The 15,551-nt window shown below is 44.2% G+C and carries 14 protein-coding genes; 6 read left to right on the forward strand and 8 right to left on the reverse strand.

Annotated elements, in window-relative coordinates:
• Positions 1 to 87 precede the first annotated feature (87 nt).
• From trpS to mrdA, 6 genes are all read right to left on the reverse strand, one after another.
• Entirely contained in the window at positions 88 to 1,173 is a 1,086-nt protein-coding gene (gene trpS, locus B2863_RS13360; protein WP_296211446.1) for a tryptophan--tRNA ligase, read from the reverse strand.
• Between the two features lie 108 nt (positions 1,174 to 1,281).
• A complete protein-coding gene (locus B2863_RS13365) occupies positions 1,282 to 2,370 on the reverse strand; it encodes a lipid A biosynthesis acyltransferase (protein ID WP_296211448.1) in 1,089 nt (362 codons plus the stop codon).
• A 332-nt stretch (positions 2,371 to 2,702) separates the two neighbouring features.
• Positions 2,703 to 3,089 carry a 30S ribosomal protein S9 gene (gene rpsI / locus B2863_RS13370; RefSeq protein WP_101206364.1) on the reverse strand — a complete coding sequence of 129 codons (387 nt, stop codon included), beginning with the start codon at positions 3,087 to 3,089 and terminating at the stop codon, positions 2,703 to 2,705.
• A gap of 10 nt (positions 3,090 to 3,099) precedes the next feature.
• Entirely contained in the window at positions 3,100 to 3,528 is a 429-nt protein-coding gene (gene rplM / locus B2863_RS13375; protein WP_057761004.1) for a 50S ribosomal protein L13, read from the reverse strand.
• 210 nt (positions 3,529 to 3,738) lie between these two features.
• Positions 3,739 to 4,425, reverse strand: coding sequence for a 16S rRNA (guanine(966)-N(2))-methyltransferase RsmD (gene rsmD / locus B2863_RS13380; RefSeq protein WP_296211450.1), 687 nt, complete (start codon positions 4,423 to 4,425; stop codon positions 3,739 to 3,741).
• Positions 4,426 to 4,524: 99 nt separating this feature from the next.
• Positions 4,525 to 6,510 carry a penicillin-binding protein 2 gene (gene mrdA / locus B2863_RS13385; RefSeq protein WP_191113959.1) on the reverse strand — a complete coding sequence of 662 codons (1,986 nt, stop codon included), beginning with the start codon at positions 6,508 to 6,510 and terminating at the stop codon, positions 4,525 to 4,527.
• Positions 6,511 to 7,003: 493 nt separating this feature from the next.
• On the opposite strand from mrdA, the gene B2863_RS13390 reads away from it, so the two are divergent.
• The 6 genes from B2863_RS13390 (at position 7,004) to adk (ending at position 14,148) form a co-directional block, all read left to right on the forward strand.
• Entirely contained in the window at positions 7,004 to 8,338 is a 1,335-nt protein-coding gene (locus B2863_RS13390) for a hypothetical protein (RefSeq protein WP_296211453.1), read from the forward strand.
• Between the two features lie 280 nt (positions 8,339 to 8,618).
• The gene (locus B2863_RS13395; RefSeq protein ID WP_201571266.1) at positions 8,619 to 10,649 is read left to right on the forward strand and encodes a heme lyase CcmF/NrfE family subunit; all 2,031 of its coding nucleotides are present in this window, start codon (positions 8,619 to 8,621) and stop codon (positions 10,647 to 10,649) included.
• Between the two features lies 1 nt (position 10,650).
• Complete coding sequence (locus B2863_RS13400; protein WP_290177564.1) at positions 10,651 to 11,328, forward strand: DsbE family thiol:disulfide interchange protein; 678 nt, start codon at positions 10,651 to 10,653, stop codon at positions 11,326 to 11,328.
• 65 nt (positions 11,329 to 11,393) lie between these two features.
• Positions 11,394 to 11,882 carry a cytochrome c-type biogenesis protein gene (locus B2863_RS13405; RefSeq protein ID WP_379545001.1) on the forward strand — a complete coding sequence of 163 codons (489 nt, stop codon included), beginning with the start codon at positions 11,394 to 11,396 and terminating at the stop codon, positions 11,880 to 11,882.
• Positions 11,879 to 13,159, forward strand: a complete 1,281-nt coding sequence (gene ccmI / locus B2863_RS13410) for a c-type cytochrome biogenesis protein CcmI (RefSeq protein ID WP_296211454.1) — start codon at positions 11,879 to 11,881, stop codon at positions 13,157 to 13,159. Before B2863_RS13405 ends, ccmI begins: the two co-directional genes overlap by 4 nt.
• 335 nt (positions 13,160 to 13,494) lie before the next feature.
• Positions 13,495 to 14,148: an adenylate kinase gene (adk, locus tag B2863_RS13415; RefSeq protein WP_296211825.1), complete on the forward strand. Its 654-nt coding sequence runs from the start codon at positions 13,495 to 13,497 to the stop codon at positions 14,146 to 14,148.
• Between the two features lie 194 nt (positions 14,149 to 14,342).
• Here adk and secB read toward each other — a convergent pair whose 3' ends face one another.
• Both secB and grxC read right to left on the reverse strand, forming a co-directional pair.
• Positions 14,343 to 14,795 (reverse strand): protein-export chaperone SecB, encoded by a 453-nt coding sequence (gene secB, locus B2863_RS13420; RefSeq protein WP_057760989.1) that lies wholly within the window; start codon positions 14,793 to 14,795, stop codon positions 14,343 to 14,345.
• Between the two features lie 180 nt (positions 14,796 to 14,975).
• Positions 14,976 to 15,239: a glutaredoxin 3 gene (gene grxC / locus B2863_RS13425; protein ID WP_021813631.1), complete on the reverse strand. Its 264-nt coding sequence runs from the start codon at positions 15,237 to 15,239 to the stop codon at positions 14,976 to 14,978.
• Between the last annotated feature and the right edge of the window lie 312 nt (positions 15,240 to 15,551).

Raw genomic sequence — 15,551 nt, forward strand, 5'->3', positions numbered from 1 at the left:
CGCCTGTTTGGTGTTTGGTTCAGTTTGCACGTTTAGCACCCGCTTTGATCATAAATTGCGTCAGTGAAACGACTATTCCAGCAACGATTATTTAAGCTTAGCAAGCGGACGGATGCCGATAGCACGGCGAGCTTTGTCTAGTTGCTTACGACTATGACGACGGGCTTTATTCGCACCCATCTGCAAGATTTCTTCCAGCTCTTTTGGATTGGCCATCAGCTCTTCGTAACGTGCACGGAATGGCGCGATTTCATCATTAATCTTGTCAAACAGGGCTTGCTTAGCGTCGCCCCAACCAATACCAGCGGCATAACGCGCACGCATAGCAGCAATCTCTTCAGTGGTAGCAAATGCTTTATAAATCTCAAAGATAGCTGAATCATCAGGATCTTTTGGCTCATCAGGTAGCTGTGAGTTAGTCACAATTTTCATGATGGCTTTATGCATCTGTTTTTCAGGACTAACCTGTGGATTTGGCTCACCGAATAGGGGGATAGTATTGCTATAGCTCTTACTCATCTTGCGGCCATCAAGCCCAGTAAGCAGCGGTATATCGTTATCAACGACTGCTGACGGTAGCGTGAAAAGCGACTTATAACGATGATTAAAAGTACCTGCGATATCACGCGCCATCTCGATATGCTGCACTTGGTCACGCCCAACAGGTACATGGGTCGCATTAAACATCAAGATATCAGCCGCCATTAGTACTGGATAACCAAACAGCCCCATGGTGACACCTTGATCAGGATCGACATCGGCTTTTTCTGTATTGATATCAACGGCTGCTTTATAGGCATGGGCGCGGTTCATCAAACCTTTGGCACATGAGCAGTTCAAAATCCAAGCAAGTTCTGGAATTTCAGGCACGTCTGACTGACGGTAGAACGTCACACGCTCAGGGTCTAGACCACAAGCAATCCACGTAGCGGCAATGGCTCTCGTCGATTCATGAATGATAGCAGGGTCATAACAACCAATGATGCCATGGTAGTCTGCCAAAAAGAAAAACGCTTCATGATCACTGTTTTGAATAGACTCAATAGCTGGACGAATCGCACCAACATAGTTACCTAAATGCGGAATACCAGTCGGTTTGATACCAGTCAGGATGCGCTTGGCTTCAGTTGAAGTATCAGAAGTTTGATTGTCAGGAGTACTGTTATTGCTCATGGAAAATCCGTTATTTTGTTTATTAAATTATTATCAGTGCATAGCTAAAATGCAAAATATTAGCCGCAAAGTATAGCAAACTTCACCAGTATTTTTGGGAATAAAGGCTTACTTATAGATATCGGTACGACCGTTTGGCCCATGTTTGAAGCGGCGATGAAACCACATCCACTGAGTGGGATCAATACGAATGAGTCCTTCTAAAACTTCATTAACCCGAGTAGCATCAGCGACTTCATCTTTACTTGGATAATTGTCTAATTCTGGCGTAATTGTTAAATGATAATGGGGACGTTTACCGCGCGGCAAGTTGTCAGGCGTTTGCCGATAAGTATGCAGTGCCATGACAGCTGGCGGCTGTGCTTTGCTACCCAGTTTCGCCATGCGACGCGATGCAGTAATCGTTGCGGCTGGCACACCGAAGAATGGCGCCATGACACCTTGCTTGAGACCATAATCTTGATCAGGAGAGTACCAGATGACGTGTCCCGCTTTGATAGAGGTAACTAAGCTTCGCATATCACGACTAGAGATTTGCTTACCAAAAATATTGGTACGACCATTATAAATAAACCAGTCTAATAGAGGGTTGTTCTGTGTACGATACATACAATCTACTGGGAAAAACTGTGCACATAATAGGCCACCCAAATCTAGCATCGTATAATGTGCACCGAGCAGGATAACTGGTCGCTGCTCATTTTGCGCATTAACAATATGCTGTAACCCTGAGATGGATACAGTTCTAGTAAATATATCTGGCCTGAACCAAGCGCATAACGTTTCAAACACACCAATGCCTTGATTTACAAAGACTTGCTTGGCCATTAATTCACGTTCAGCTTCAGGCTTCTCTGGAAAAGCCAACTTAAGATTGATTAGCGTATCGCGTCTACGTGAGCTAGCAGCTTTATAAATCAATATACCAAGCTTACGACCTAGCCAAAACTGCCAGCGTAATGGCAGATATATCATCGGTAGCATTATTAAGAATAATAACCAAATGCCCCAATTCTTTGGTGATAAAAACTGCCACTGAAATGGCTTGTTATCTGCTTGCGCTGTACGCTTATGATTTTGGGTAATTGTCGGTGTGCCAGCAGGTATCGCAGGCGACTTAGCCGACTGTTTCATGCTAGGCGGCACACTGCTATTGGCAGATGGCTTGCTAGGGTCGAATTGTTCTGGCGCTTTCATAATATCCTTCTGCAGCACGGTTTGAGGCATCATGGCAAATAATAAAAAGTTACTGATATGATGGGGTAGCGTTTAATGCTTTGCAAGTTAGAATTTCTACAGACGCTCTACTTTGCAGCGTTGAAACAAGGCACTCATGTTAGTTATTGCTGTAAAACAAAGCTAGTTTGATGAAGACAATCAGATAATCAACCCGCTATCAGTAGGCATAAAAAAACCTTATAAGCTGTGACCAGCTTATAAGGTTTTGCAAAACCAGACTCTTATTTAACTTTGCTACTGAAGCTCTGAGAAAAAGACAACAGCAGCAAAAAGATAAGAGAGAGTTTTGATTAACGTTTTGAGAACTGTGGACGTTTACGTGCTTTACGTAGACCCAGTTTCTTACGTTCAACTTGACGTGAATCACGAGTAACAAAACCAGCTGCTTTTAGGGCAGGCTTTAAAGTTTCGTCAGCTTCGATTAATGCACGTGTGATGCCGTGGCGGATTGCGCCAGCTTGACCACTAATACCACCGCCTGCAACAGTTACATATAAGTCATATGCGTTAACAGAGTCTAGTAGTTCTAATGGCTGACGTACAACCATGCGTGAAGTTTCACGGCTGAAGTATTCGTCAAGTGGCTTACCGTTAACAACGATACTACCAGTACCTTTTGATAAAAATACACGAGCAGTAGACGTCTTGCGGCGACCAGTTCCGTAATTGCGTTCCATAAGTATATCCTTAGATGTCTAGTTCTTTAGGTTGCTGTGCAGTATGTGGATGATCAGTACCCGCATAAAGTTTCAGCTTCTTGATCATCGCATAGCCAAGAGGGCCCTTTGGAAGCATACCCTTAACTGCTTTGTGTAGAACATCTTCAGGCTTATGTGCAAGCAACTTATTGAAGTTGGTTTCTTTAATACCACCTGGGTAGCCACTGTGACGATAGTACTTTTTGTCTTGTGCTTTTTTACCCGTTACCGTGATTTTGTCAGCATTGATGACAACAATAAAGTCACCAGTATCAACGTGCGGAGTAAAAGAAGGCTTGTGCTTGCCACGTAAGCGAGTTGCGATTTGAGTGGCTAAGCGACCAAGGGTTTTGCCGTCAGCATCTACGACATACCAGTCATGGGTCACTTCAGCTGGTTTTGCACTAAGTGTTTTCATGATAAAACCTTAAAATTAGAATTCGTTGAGAGTTTAGCTGGGAACGGGGCTCTCAAAAAACAGACTGCACATTATAAGCAGTAGCGCCTACGCTTGCAAGCTGCATTGGGGTTTATTTTCGCCTTATATACATTAAACTGCAGCGTCGGCCAGTTTTTAGCGGTTCTAAACATTTGTAAAATACGTTAACGGCTTTCATTAACCCGACAATTATGACGATGATAGACGATAAAGTCCAGCAACAACTTGTCCGACTTTGGTTTGTTTCAAGCATTCAAAAGCGATTGGTTGCTGAGTAACGCTTAATTGAGGGTCTAAATTCTCATTTAGCGACGCTTCCAATTGCTTAAGCTGTGCTGACAAATCTTTATCAGCCTCTAAATAAATTAGTGTTTCAGTATTTATTAAGGTATTGGTAATAAGCGCAGTCAAAATAGGCTGCCATAAATCCTGATCATAAGGTGGATCGATAAATACGATATCAAAAGGGCGTGCAGTCAGATGCTCTTGACGCAATACTTGCTCAGCAGTGCCAGTGATGATTTGATAAGCAGTAGACTCAAGACGTAATTGCTCAGCGCTCTGACATAGCATGTTACTTTGTGCTGGATTGATTTCGATAAATGTCGTGTGGGCAGCGCCGCGAGATAGCGCTTCAAACCCCAGTACGCCACTGCCAGCACAGCTATCGAGCACATGGGCATCATGAATGTCAGCGAGTAGCCAGTTAAATAAAGTTTCCCGCAAGCGATCTGGGGTCGGGCGCAGGCCATCTGCATCGATGAAACTTACAATACGGCGCTTAAACTGACCACCGATAATGCGCACATCACCCGCTGCCGCACTTTTCGCCTTACGGTTATTCTTTGGTGCGCGTCCATTTGAGGCTTTTTTCATTATCGTATCTCGCTTACCAATTCTATGCTAGGTTTTACTTTACTAGGCTTTTCTTTGCTAGGTTTTGCTTTTTATACTATTAGTTACTTAAACGTCTAGTTACTCAGATGTCGCTGCTGCCGCTTCGGCTTCCGCGGCTTCTTTTTCTTCTAACGCTTTTGCTTCTTTATCGCGAATGGCATCACGCATCGCTTTTTCAAAAGCCTTTTGGCGTTTAATGACTTTTAGCTCATCAGCAGAAGGTGGCAGCACAGGATCTGTCTTGCGTTGTAATACCCAGTAATCAAATAGAGCACGGCCAATAGGTGCTGCAACAGCACTACCACCGCCGCCATTTTCGACCAATACCGCAAGGGCAATCTGCGGGTCTTCTACTGGCGCAAAACCATTAAACCAAGCGTGATCCCAATGGCGCTTATCAATCGCCGACTTGTCGTAGCGTTTGCCCTGCGCAATAGATTTCACCTGTGCAGTACCTGTTTTACCAGCGATACGATAGCGCGGGGTATAGATACCGCGTCCTGTACCGTTTTCTACCACGCTTTCCATCGCATCATGCATGCGCAACCAGTCAGACGGTTTACCGTTATAGTCGATTTTGCCATCTGGCTTAGTAATGATTTTGACGTCCGCGGCGCCGTCACTGCTCTTTAATAAATGCGGTGTAATGTGCTGTCCTTTACTGGCAGTCATGGCTGTAGCATTAGCAATCTGTAGCGGCGTTGCCAAGAAATACCCTTGTCCAATACTGACAGAGATGGTTTCGCCCGGTAGCCAGTCTTTATCATAAGTGTCTTTTTTCCATTTTGGTGACGGCATGATACCTGATTTTTCATTAGGTAAATCAATACCAGTATCCTCACCAAAACCGAAACGCACCATCCAATCGTGCAAACGTTGAATGCCCATCTCATAAGCCAACTTATAATAATAAGTATCGACCGACATCGCGATGGATTTTTTTAGATCTACCGTACCATGACCGCCACGTTTCCAGTCGCGGAATCGATGCGTGTCACCAGGTAAGCTAAAATAACCAGGGTCATAGATGGTGCTATTCCAATCGCGTAGACCATAATGAATACCGCCCAAACCCTCAAATGGCTTGATAGTAGAGCCAGGTGGGTAGGTACCTTGTAGTGCACGGTTATACAGCGGCTGATCCAAATCTTCACGCAGATCATCATAATCTTTAAAAGAGATACCCGATATAAAAGGGTTAGGGTCGTAGCTTGGATTACTCACAAATGCCAAGACGTCACCGTTTTTTGGGTCTATCGCGACGATTGCACCGCGGCGTCCATCGAGCTGCTGTTGGGCGATGGTTTGCAAACCATAATCCAAGCTCAACGTAATATCGTTACCCGCTATCGGCGGCTTGGTATCCAGTTGACGCAAAATATTGCCATGTGCGTCTGTTTCTACCGATTGATAACCCGGTTGCCCAAGCAAAATATCTTCATAGTAGTCCTCAATACCAATCTTACCAATTAGATCGGTACCAGCGTAACGGTCTTTATCGATACGCTTTGACTCTTTGTCATTGATACGCCCAACATAGCCGATGACATGAGCAAACAGCTCATCATAAGGATAAGAGCGCGTAAGCTTGCTTTGGATAGAGACCCCGCGGAAGAATGGCTTGCGTTCACTAAACTGAGCCAACTGTGCTTCTGTTAAGTCAATCTTAATCGTTACCGGGTCATTTTTATTTTTACTTAGACGCGCCAAGATATCAGTGATATCTGTATCGGTTAAATCAAAAATCGGCGCAAGCAGATGCAACGTGCGCTCAGGATTTTCGACTTCATCAGGGCTGAGCATCGCTGTAAATACAGGCTGATTGTCTGCCAGTATTACTCCGTTACGATCATAGATATACCCACGACTAGGCGGCGCAGATATCAGTTTGATACGGTTGTTATCGGCTTGCGTTGTGTACTGATCATGAGCGTAGACTTGCAAATACCCATAACGTGTTATCAAACCGCCCAAACCAATCAAGATTATAATGCCAAAGATGATAATACGATTGGTAAAGGTGCTGTTGACCTGTTCGGTATTGGGAGTTATCGGTTTATTCATAGAAGAGCAGAGCCCAAACAGTCAGTGAGTCAATAAAAGAAAAATAAGAGGGCAGGTTGGTTAACCAAAGTGCGGTGAGTCTAAAAGATAATGCAAATGGTTTCAATCACATAGAAGGGTATGGGGTGAAATCGTTATGCAGTCATTTATACGCAGGTAGTCTTTGTTATTGCACTACAAATTATAACAGAACAAATGAGCAGGCGCAGTACTCAGTCATATATTTTGTCTTGATTATCTACTGACCAAGAACTGGCTTATATTTAGGTTTTTGTTGGGGAGCAGACGATATGAACCATGTCATCTTTAGTCACAACTTGCCGCTGGTCTATATGTGCTAATAAATGGCAAGTATGCTAAAATCAGGCGATTTATTTTATAGTAGTTATTATGGGCGGAGCGTCTTTTGAAACGTTCTCATTTTGCTAAAGTCTCGTTATCAGTAGCGACAGTATTAGCAACGACAATCAACCTGTCAGGGACTAGATAAGTCATGGACGTAAATTCATTATGGCAGACGATAGCTGAACATCCAGAGTTTTTTGCCATGCTGACCATTCCACCAGTGACGGCATTCGTTACTTGGGTACATGTGTGGATGGCGCTCAAGATGCTGTTCTATCCGGTCAAGTTTTGGGGTATTCGTATTCCTAATTTCCCATTTTTCGGGCTGCCAGGTATCGGTTGGCAAGGTATTGTTCCGCGCAAAGCGGGCAAGATATCAGGGGTTATCGTTGACCAGACGCTCTCAAAACTCGGTTCGCTTGATGAGTTTTTTAAGGCGATGGAGCCTGAGCAAATGGCGATGTTTGTCACTGATACGGTGGACAAAAACCTTGAGCCATTGATTGATGAGATTATGCTGGATCACTCGCCAGCATTGTGGGGCAATCTACCTTACGCCTTAAAGCGCCGTGTCTATGCGCAAGCCCATAAAGAGCTACCTAGTATTATGCAGTCGCTTGTGACAGATTTGACTTATCATGTCGAAGACTTGGTCGATATGCGTAAAATGATTGTCAATACCATGGAAAACGATCGTCGCCTGATGGTCAATATGTTTCTAAAGGTCGGACAAAAAGAGATCGACTTTATCTGGCACATCAGTGCTTTGATTGGTCTGATATTTGGTATTATCCAGATGTTTATATTTTTGGTGGTACCGCAGCATTGGACCGTACCGTTCTTTGCTGCAATTTGGGGTTTTCTCACCAATTGGATTGCCATTTGGATGGTGTTTAATCCAGTAGAGCCGCACTTTATCCCTTATTTGAAGCTGTTTACGGTGCAGAGTCGCTTTCCATTTATCAAACCCATCATACCTCATATCGCAAAGTATCGTTTGCAAGGCGGCTTCATGAAGCGCCAAGAGGAGGTTTCTGAGGTTTTTGCTGAGATTGTGGTAAAGGATTTGGTCACTTTAGAAAACATCATGAATGAAATGATGTACGGTGATCGCTCAGCGCAAACGCGTGATTTGATGAAATCGCATCTATACACGGTGCTAGAGTCACCAGTGATTAGCACGACATTACGTGTGGGATTGGGACGCCGTGATTATGGACAACTCAAAAATACCATTATCGATAAATCTATTGTCGCAACGATGGTACCACTGCGAGATCCTGAGCTAAATGAAAGCCGAGCCAGTAAGATATTCGGTCTGTTTCGCGATAGAATACGTGCGCTCACGCCAAATGAGTTTCAGAACCTGTTGCGTCCAGCTTTCCGTGAGGATGAGATGACGTTGATTGTTTTGGGCGGTTTGACTGGTTTTCTAGCAGGTTGGTTGCATTTAGTGTTAGTATTTTTCCCCTCGATGCAGTAATGCATCAATAAGTATTTTTAATTAGTCATGAACGGCTGTATCGAATAAGCTTTGAATAACTAAAAAATGTAAAATTAACAACAGATAAGCATTTTGTATCAATCATTCATATTGATACGTCACAATGATAGTAGCGGGTTTTATGTGCTTCTACAGCAATTGAAACCTCAGTTTTTAACCGTAAACTATGACCGCATAAAGGACTATTAGCGTTTGCCAGTGGCTAGCAATGCCATCGGTGAACCCTTAATTGTATCCAAGGTAAACAAGGTTAGACCGTATGTTAATCACAGAATTGGGTTATTTTGCCTTGCTGGCCGCTTTTATATTGGCGATTTTGCAGGTGGTACTACCAACCATTGGCGTCATGCGTGACCACGTCGCTTGGCAGCGTTTGGCGCCAAGTCTAGCATGGGCGCAATTTGCGGCAATGATTACCTCATTTGCAGCGCTGATGGCAGGCTTTTATTACAACGACTTTAGTCTCGTCTATGTCACTCAGCATTCCAATACATTGCTGCCTTGGTACTACAAGCTGTCGGCGACATGGGGCGGGCATGAAGGCTCACTGCTGCTTTGGATGACCATCATGGCCACTTGGTGTGCGCTGGTCTCTTACTTTAGTCGTGGGTTGCCGTTGTCTATGCGTGCGCGAGTGCTGGTGATACTAGCAGGCGTGCAGATGATGATGCTGGCGATGCTTATCTTTACCTCATCGCCATTTGATCGCACATTACCCAATCTACCTGTTGATGGCGCGGATCTAAACCCTGTATTGCAAGATTTTGGTCTGATTATTCACCCACCGATGCTTTATATGGGCTACGTGGGTATGGTTGTGCCATTTGCGTTTTGTATGGCAGCACTGTGGGAAGGGCGTTTGGATGCGGTATGGACACGTTGGTCGCGTCCATGGGCATTGGCTGCTTGGGGTTTCTTAACAGTCGGTATCGCGCTTGGCTCGTGGTGGGCTTATTATGAGCTTGGCTGGGGCGGTTGGTGGTTCTGGGATCCAGTAGAGAACGCCTCATTGATGCCATGGTTGGCAGGAACAGCGCTACTGCATTCACTTGCTGTCACCGAAAAACGCGGTGTATTTAAAGCATGGACGATTATGCTCGCGATCTTTGCTTTTGCGCTTAGTCTGCTTGGTACGTTCTTAGTACGTTCAGGTGTCATTACCTCAGTGCATTCATTTGCCGCTGATCCGACGCGTGGTCTAGTGATTCTAGTCATTCTCGGTATTATCGTCGGTGGTGGTCTGTTGATGTTTGCTGTACGTGGTTGGCGTTTGACGGTCGAGAGTCAGTATCGACTTATCTCACGTGAATCATTTTTAGTGATTAACAACGTTATTATTCTAATTTCAACCTTAGTGGTACTACTTGGTACGCTATATCCTATTATTGCTGATGCCTTTAACTTAGGTCAGGTATCTGTTGGCCCTCCATACTTCAACGCCCTATTTGTGCCGTTGACATGGCTGCTACTGGTGGCGATGGGTATGGGCTCTAATATCCGCTGGAAACAAGACAGCCGCCCATTATTGGGTGCTGGTATGGTTATCGCGGTGAGCAGTTTGGTATTGGCCGCCATTATCACCTATTTCACCAGTCCATCAGCGATGCTAAATATCGGTGTCACATTGGCCGTGAGCTTTTGGGTGTTGTTATGGATGGTTGTCGATTTCAAAGACAAGACTAAAAATGCACCAAGTCGTTTAAACGGTTTACGTCAGTTGCGTCTGAGTTATTGGGGTCAGCAAACCGCTCATATTGGTGTCATCATTGCAGTTATCGGTGTGGCATTTACCAGTACGTTGAGCATCGAGCGTGATGTGGCATTAGGGCCTAATGACAGTGTCAATGTACAAGGCTATGACTTTACGGTAAAAGGTTTTAGTGAAGTCAAAGGCAGTAACTTTGACGCTACGCAAGCAGAAGTAACAGTCAGTAAAGACGGTCAAGAAGTGACCACGTTATATCCTGAAAAACGTAACTATATTATCAGTATGATGCCGATGACAGAGGCTGCGATTGATGCCAATTTGATGCGCGATGTCTACGTAGCACTTGGTGAGCCGATTGCTGAAGATAGCAATGAATGGGCTTTCCGTATCTATGTCAAACCGCTTATCCGCTGGATATGGTTGGGCGCGCTTATCATGGCGTTTGGCGCATTGCTCAGTATGCTAGACAATCGTTACCGTATCAAAAAAACCAAAACACCTGCGCAAATCGCGGCCAAAAAATCAGGCTTTGCGACGGTTGCAGATTTGGATACGTCAGCTACAAAGATAGGGGAGCGTTAATATGACTACCTCAAACAATGAACCTGATAAAAAAGCTCAGCAAGAGGCTGTCAACGACCCTAAAGTTGCGAGCAGCAATAAAGTAAAAACTAAGAAAAAACTAAAAATTGGGTTTTTGATTCCGCTGGTTATCTTTATTGGTTTAGTCGCTATGCTCTATATGCGTTTGGGTAAACCGACTGATATCGTAACCAATACAGCGCTTGAGCGTCCAGTACCTGCTTTTGAGTTGCCATTGTTATCAGATACCAGTCGTATTATGACCAATGACAACTTGCCAGATAAGCCATTCCTCATGAATATTTGGGGCTCTTGGTGTCCAACTTGTATCATTGAGCATCCTTTTTTGATGAAGCTAGAAGAGCGCGGTGTTAACTTGGTGGGCGTAAACTACAAAGATGATATTGGGGATGCGTTAGGGTATCTGAATCGCGGTGGCGACCCGTTCTCTATGTCTATTCAGGACTTGTCAGGACAGTTCGCTCTTGACTTAGGTCTGACCGGTGCACCTGAGACTTTCATTGTCGATGGTGATGGGATTATTCGTCAGCATATCATCGGTGAGATCAATGAGAGCAATTGGCAAAGCCGTATCACGCCTTGCTTAATGGTACTCAACGACGCTAGTAATAATGGTGTCAGTCCAGATCCGAGCCAAGTTGCGGAGGCGTGCAAATGATAGCCTACCAAATAAGAAATGCGACCATAAAGTTAGCAAGCTTGTTTATCGCTTGTCTATTCAGTATGGCAAGCTTTGCTGCCATTGATGTCTACGATTTTGATTCTGTGCAACAAGAAGCCCAGTACCGCGGTCTCATCGAAGAGCTGCGCTGCCCAAAATGCCAAAACCAAAACTTGGCAGGGTCTGATGCACCCATTGCGCAAGACTTAAAGCAAAAAACCTATGATTTGATAAAAGATGGTCGTAGTGATGGCGAGATTCGAGCCTATATGCAAGAGCGTTATGGCGACTTTATCAGTTATAAGCCACCAGTACGCCCTTCGACATGGATTTTATGGTTTTTCCCACCGCTATTATTGATCGTCTTATTGGTCGGTTGGTTTTGGCAAAGTAAACGCCGTCAGCTTGTCGCCAGTGGCGAGAGTGGTGTGGCAGTAGACAACCACGTTAAAGCGTTGTCTGCCGCTGAAAAAGCAGAACTTGATCGCTTATTGTCACGAGCCAATAACGATGACAAAGACGACACTACAAGCCTTGGGGGCAAAAAATGACCATATTTTCTACTGTTGGCTTATTTATTGCGCTGAGTTTACTTGTCGCTTTGTTGTTAGGTGTTATCACCATTAAGCCGTGGCTAAGAGCACCGCGTTCGCATAGTAAGCCTGTGGACAATCAACTGCTGGATATCAACGTTGCTGTGTTTCGTGAGCGACTAGCAGAGCTGAAAACAGACAAAGACAGTGGTATCATTGATGACCATCACTATCAAAACCAAAAACTTGAGCTTGAACGTCAGCTTTTGGATGCTCAGCGTGAAGTGTCACCGATGGTCACACCAGGTATCAAAAGTCGATTGATTATTATGGTTTGGGTACCTGTATTAACGGCCATGGCATATCTGATGGTCGGTGATCGCACACCTGTCTTTGAGCTGTGGGCAAGCGAGGACAAAGTCGGTCAAGTGGCGGACGATCTATTAACAGGTAGAATCGATCAGCCACCTGCTTGGGCAATTGAAGATGGTAATCAGCTGATCAGTGCTATGCAGACTAACGTCTATCGTCATGCCAGTGACTACAATCGCTGGATGCGCTTATCGGAGCTGTTCTTATCCTTAGAGGCGACTGATTCGGCATTAGAGGCTCTGTCGCGCGCTTATCGTCTATCACCTGACAACGAAGAAATTGCGACCACTTATGCGCAGATTAGTTTCTTTGCTAATAAGGGTCAGTTAGATGCCAATAGCCGCCGTGTATTAGAAAACATACTGGCTACAAATCCAGAGCATGAGGGCGCACAAATGCTTATGGCGATGGGTGAAGCACGTGCTAGTAATTTTGACCAAGCGCAAGGCTGGATTAAACGTCTGCGTGACAGTATCGCGGCCAAACCAGGCGATCATACGCAAGCGCTATCAAGTCTAGATGAGCTTAGTGCTAATGTGGTGATGCAGCAGCAGCAAGCCTCTGAAGGCGTCGAAGTGACCATCAAAATTAATGCTAGTCTGTTACCATTGGTAAAAGCTGACGATACGCTATTCGTAGCGATACGTGACGTGAAAGGTGGTCCACCATTTGCTGCTAAGCGTCTACCAATTAGCAATATCAAACAAGGCGAAGCTGTTATTAGCCTAAGTGACCTTGATGCTATGATGCCAGAACGTACCCTAGGATCGGCTCGTTCTGATAAAGTACAGCTAGCGGTCATTGCTCGTATCAGCCATAGTGGCAATGCTACCGCAGAGTCAGGCGACCTCTCAGGCAATCCAGTGGTTATCAGCGCAGAACAAAATCAGGTCAACGTGGAAATCAATCAGCAAGTGCCATAGTCATAGTAGTAATATAAATACCGGACGCTAATGGTATTTATCATACAAACGCTGTTGCTCAGTACGGACGCGAGCAGCAGTGCTATGATTGTTCTAATTTGATAGAGATATGAAGTGAACCCAGATGTATAAATGGGCGTTTCAAACGCAGTCAATTCTGCTACTTTTTATCTTGAATCGACCATGTATGAACAGATAAGTCATGCCAACTTATCACATCAATAATGAAAATACTTGAGCTTTGCAGGGCCACAAGGTAAGGTAGCTTTGCAAACAACTAATCCCAGAGTTTTATTAATCCCAAAATCCTATCTATTAAGGAGAGTCGTGTAATGATGCGTATTATTTTACTAGGACCACCAGGCGCCGGTAAAGGTACCCAAGCCCAGTTTATTTCTAAAGAATATGATATTCCACAGATCTCAACTGGCGACATGCTACGTGCAGCAATTAAAGAAGGTAGCGAGCTTGGCAAAAAAGCCAAAGATATCATGAATGCTGGTGGTTTGGTTTCTGATGACCTTATTATCAACCTAGTGAAAGAGCGTATCGCTAAGCCTGATTGTGTGAATGGTTGTATCCTAGATGGTTTCCCGCGCACTATTCCTCAAGCGCAGGCACTTGCAGACGCTGATGTTGCTATTGACCATGTTATCGAAATCAGCGTACCTGATGACGAAATCGTGAGCCGTTTGTCTGGCCGTCGTCAGCATCCGGGTTCAGGTCGTGTTTATCATGTCGATCACAATCCACCAAAGGTTGAAGGCCTCGATGACGTCACTGGTGAAGCGCTTATCCAGCGTGAAGATGACCAAGAAGCGACTATTCGTGACCGTCTATCTACTTATCATGAGCAAACGTCAGCATTGGTTGGCTTCTACCAAGACAAAGCTAAAGAAGGCGATGATGCGCCTAACTATGACAAGTTTGATGGTACGCAAGGTATCGATGACGTTAAGCAGCAAATTTTGTCTGCACTAAAAGGCTAATGTTCGATGTTAGCTAAGTAATTTAGCCAGTCGATGTAGTCGTTGAAGACCCTGTTTAATAGCAGGGTTTTTTTATGGCTGATGATTTTATGCCTTATAAAAACATACCCACAAAAAAACCGCTTACTCATTATAAGTAAACGGCCTTTTATCAAATATACGACTCGTAGAGCTCATATATTTTTGGTTAGCGCTTAAGCATTACCTTGAGCATCAACTTGTGCTTGCTGCTGGCTCTGTGCATACGCTTGATCAAAGTTCACAGGTGCTAGTAGCAATTGTGGGAAGCTACCACGCGTCACGATGTCACTGATGACTTCACGAGCATATGGGAACAACACGTTAGGGCAGTATGCACCCAAGATTTGACCGATTTGATCTTCTGGAATATCTTTTAGTAAGAAGATACCTGCTTGATGCACTTCAGCGATAAATGCTGCTTCTTCCGCATTTTTGGCAGTAACGCTTACAGTTAGGATGATTTGATAATGATCGTCATCTAGTTTTTCAGCGTTGCTAGACAAATTGATATCAAGCTCTGGGTTCCACTCTTTGGTGAATACGCTAGCGCCTGGCACTTCAAGTGACATGTCTTTTACGTAGATGCGTTCTAGTGCCAATTGTGGTTGTGCTTGTTCTTCAGCCATGGTAAATCCTCTAAAATTAAATCAAATGATTGGGCAAATCGTCATTTCAATAAAAGTTCATTGTAATATAAATCGAGACGAAATCTCGATATTTTTCTTATTACTTCTTACTGCTCTATTAAAACGTGCCACTGTCTATCTTTACATAAAAAAAGACAGACAGTAAAGAAAGGTAGCAGATTAACCAGCCAATAGCTCGTCAAGTTTGCCTTGCTGGTTCATTTGGTTGAGCTCATCAAAACCACCGACAAAGGTTTCACCAACGAAGATTTGCGGCACAGTGCGGTAGTTATTGGTTTTTTTCATCAACGCTTGACGCTCTTCGCTGCTCATATCGTGCATGCCGATTTCTTCATAATCAACGCCTTTGGTTTTTAGTAGTTGTTTGGCGTTTGAGCAGTATGGGCAGATAGGGGTAGTGTAAACTTTCACAGATACAGTCATGATAAATCCTTATTTATAAATTTATGGGATAACAAACGTATTATAGAGAGCATGATAAATTATCATAGTCTAAGCGTTGGTATAGTCTGTTATCAATGAGTAAAGCAAGAATGCATTCGGTGATGCTCATTACTAAAGTGGGGATGGGCATGACAAATTCAAGCCGTTTTGGCTCAAAACGTATTTTAGAGCTGTAAAACATGACAAATAGAACATAAAAAATAAACCACAAAAAAAGACACCTGATAAAAAGGTGTCTTCTTTATAGCGTTGGTAGCGCTGATAACGTCAGTCAGGTCGCATAAACATCAG

The organism is Psychrobacter sp. UBA3480 (genome assembly GCF_002377945.1).
In the GTDB taxonomy this organism is placed as follows: Bacteria; Pseudomonadota; Gammaproteobacteria; order Pseudomonadales; family Moraxellaceae; genus Psychrobacter.

What these genes read in the sequence shown, in the direction of transcription:
- trpS (WP_296211446.1), bottom strand. Translation starts at nt 1,173, where the DNA reads ATGAGCAATAACAGTACTCCTGACAATCAAACTTCTGATACTTCAACT.
- B2863_RS13365 (WP_296211448.1), bottom strand. Translation starts at nt 2,370, where the DNA reads ATGAAAGCGCCAGAACAATTCGACCCTAGCAAGCCATCTGCCAATAGC.
- rpsI (WP_101206364.1), bottom strand. Translation starts at nt 3,089, where the DNA reads ATGGAACGCAATTACGGAACTGGTCGCCGCAAGACGTCTACTGCTCGT.
- rplM (WP_057761004.1), bottom strand. Translation starts at nt 3,528, where the DNA reads ATGAAAACACTTAGTGCAAAACCAGCTGAAGTGACCCATGACTGGTAT.
- rsmD (WP_296211450.1), bottom strand. Translation starts at nt 4,425, where the DNA reads ATGAAAAAAGCCTCAAATGGACGCGCACCAAAGAATAACCGTAAGGCG.
- mrdA (WP_191113959.1), bottom strand. Translation starts at nt 6,510, where the DNA reads ATGAATAAACCGATAACTCCCAATACCGAACAGGTCAACAGCACCTTT.
- B2863_RS13390 (WP_296211453.1), top strand. Translation starts at nt 7,004, where the DNA reads ATGGACGTAAATTCATTATGGCAGACGATAGCTGAACATCCAGAGTTT.
- B2863_RS13395 (WP_201571266.1), top strand. Translation starts at nt 8,619, where the DNA reads ATGTTAATCACAGAATTGGGTTATTTTGCCTTGCTGGCCGCTTTTATA.
- B2863_RS13400 (WP_290177564.1), top strand. Translation starts at nt 10,651, where the DNA reads ATGACTACCTCAAACAATGAACCTGATAAAAAAGCTCAGCAAGAGGCT.
- B2863_RS13405 (WP_379545001.1), top strand. Translation starts at nt 11,394, where the DNA reads ATGGCAAGCTTTGCTGCCATTGATGTCTACGATTTTGATTCTGTGCAA.
- ccmI (WP_296211454.1), top strand. Translation starts at nt 11,879, where the DNA reads ATGACCATATTTTCTACTGTTGGCTTATTTATTGCGCTGAGTTTACTT.
- adk (WP_296211825.1), top strand. Translation starts at nt 13,495, where the DNA reads ATGCGTATTATTTTACTAGGACCACCAGGCGCCGGTAAAGGTACCCAA.
- secB (WP_057760989.1), bottom strand. Translation starts at nt 14,795, where the DNA reads ATGGCTGAAGAACAAGCACAACCACAATTGGCACTAGAACGCATCTAC.
- grxC (WP_021813631.1), bottom strand. Translation starts at nt 15,239, where the DNA reads ATGACTGTATCTGTGAAAGTTTACACTACCCCTATCTGCCCATACTGC.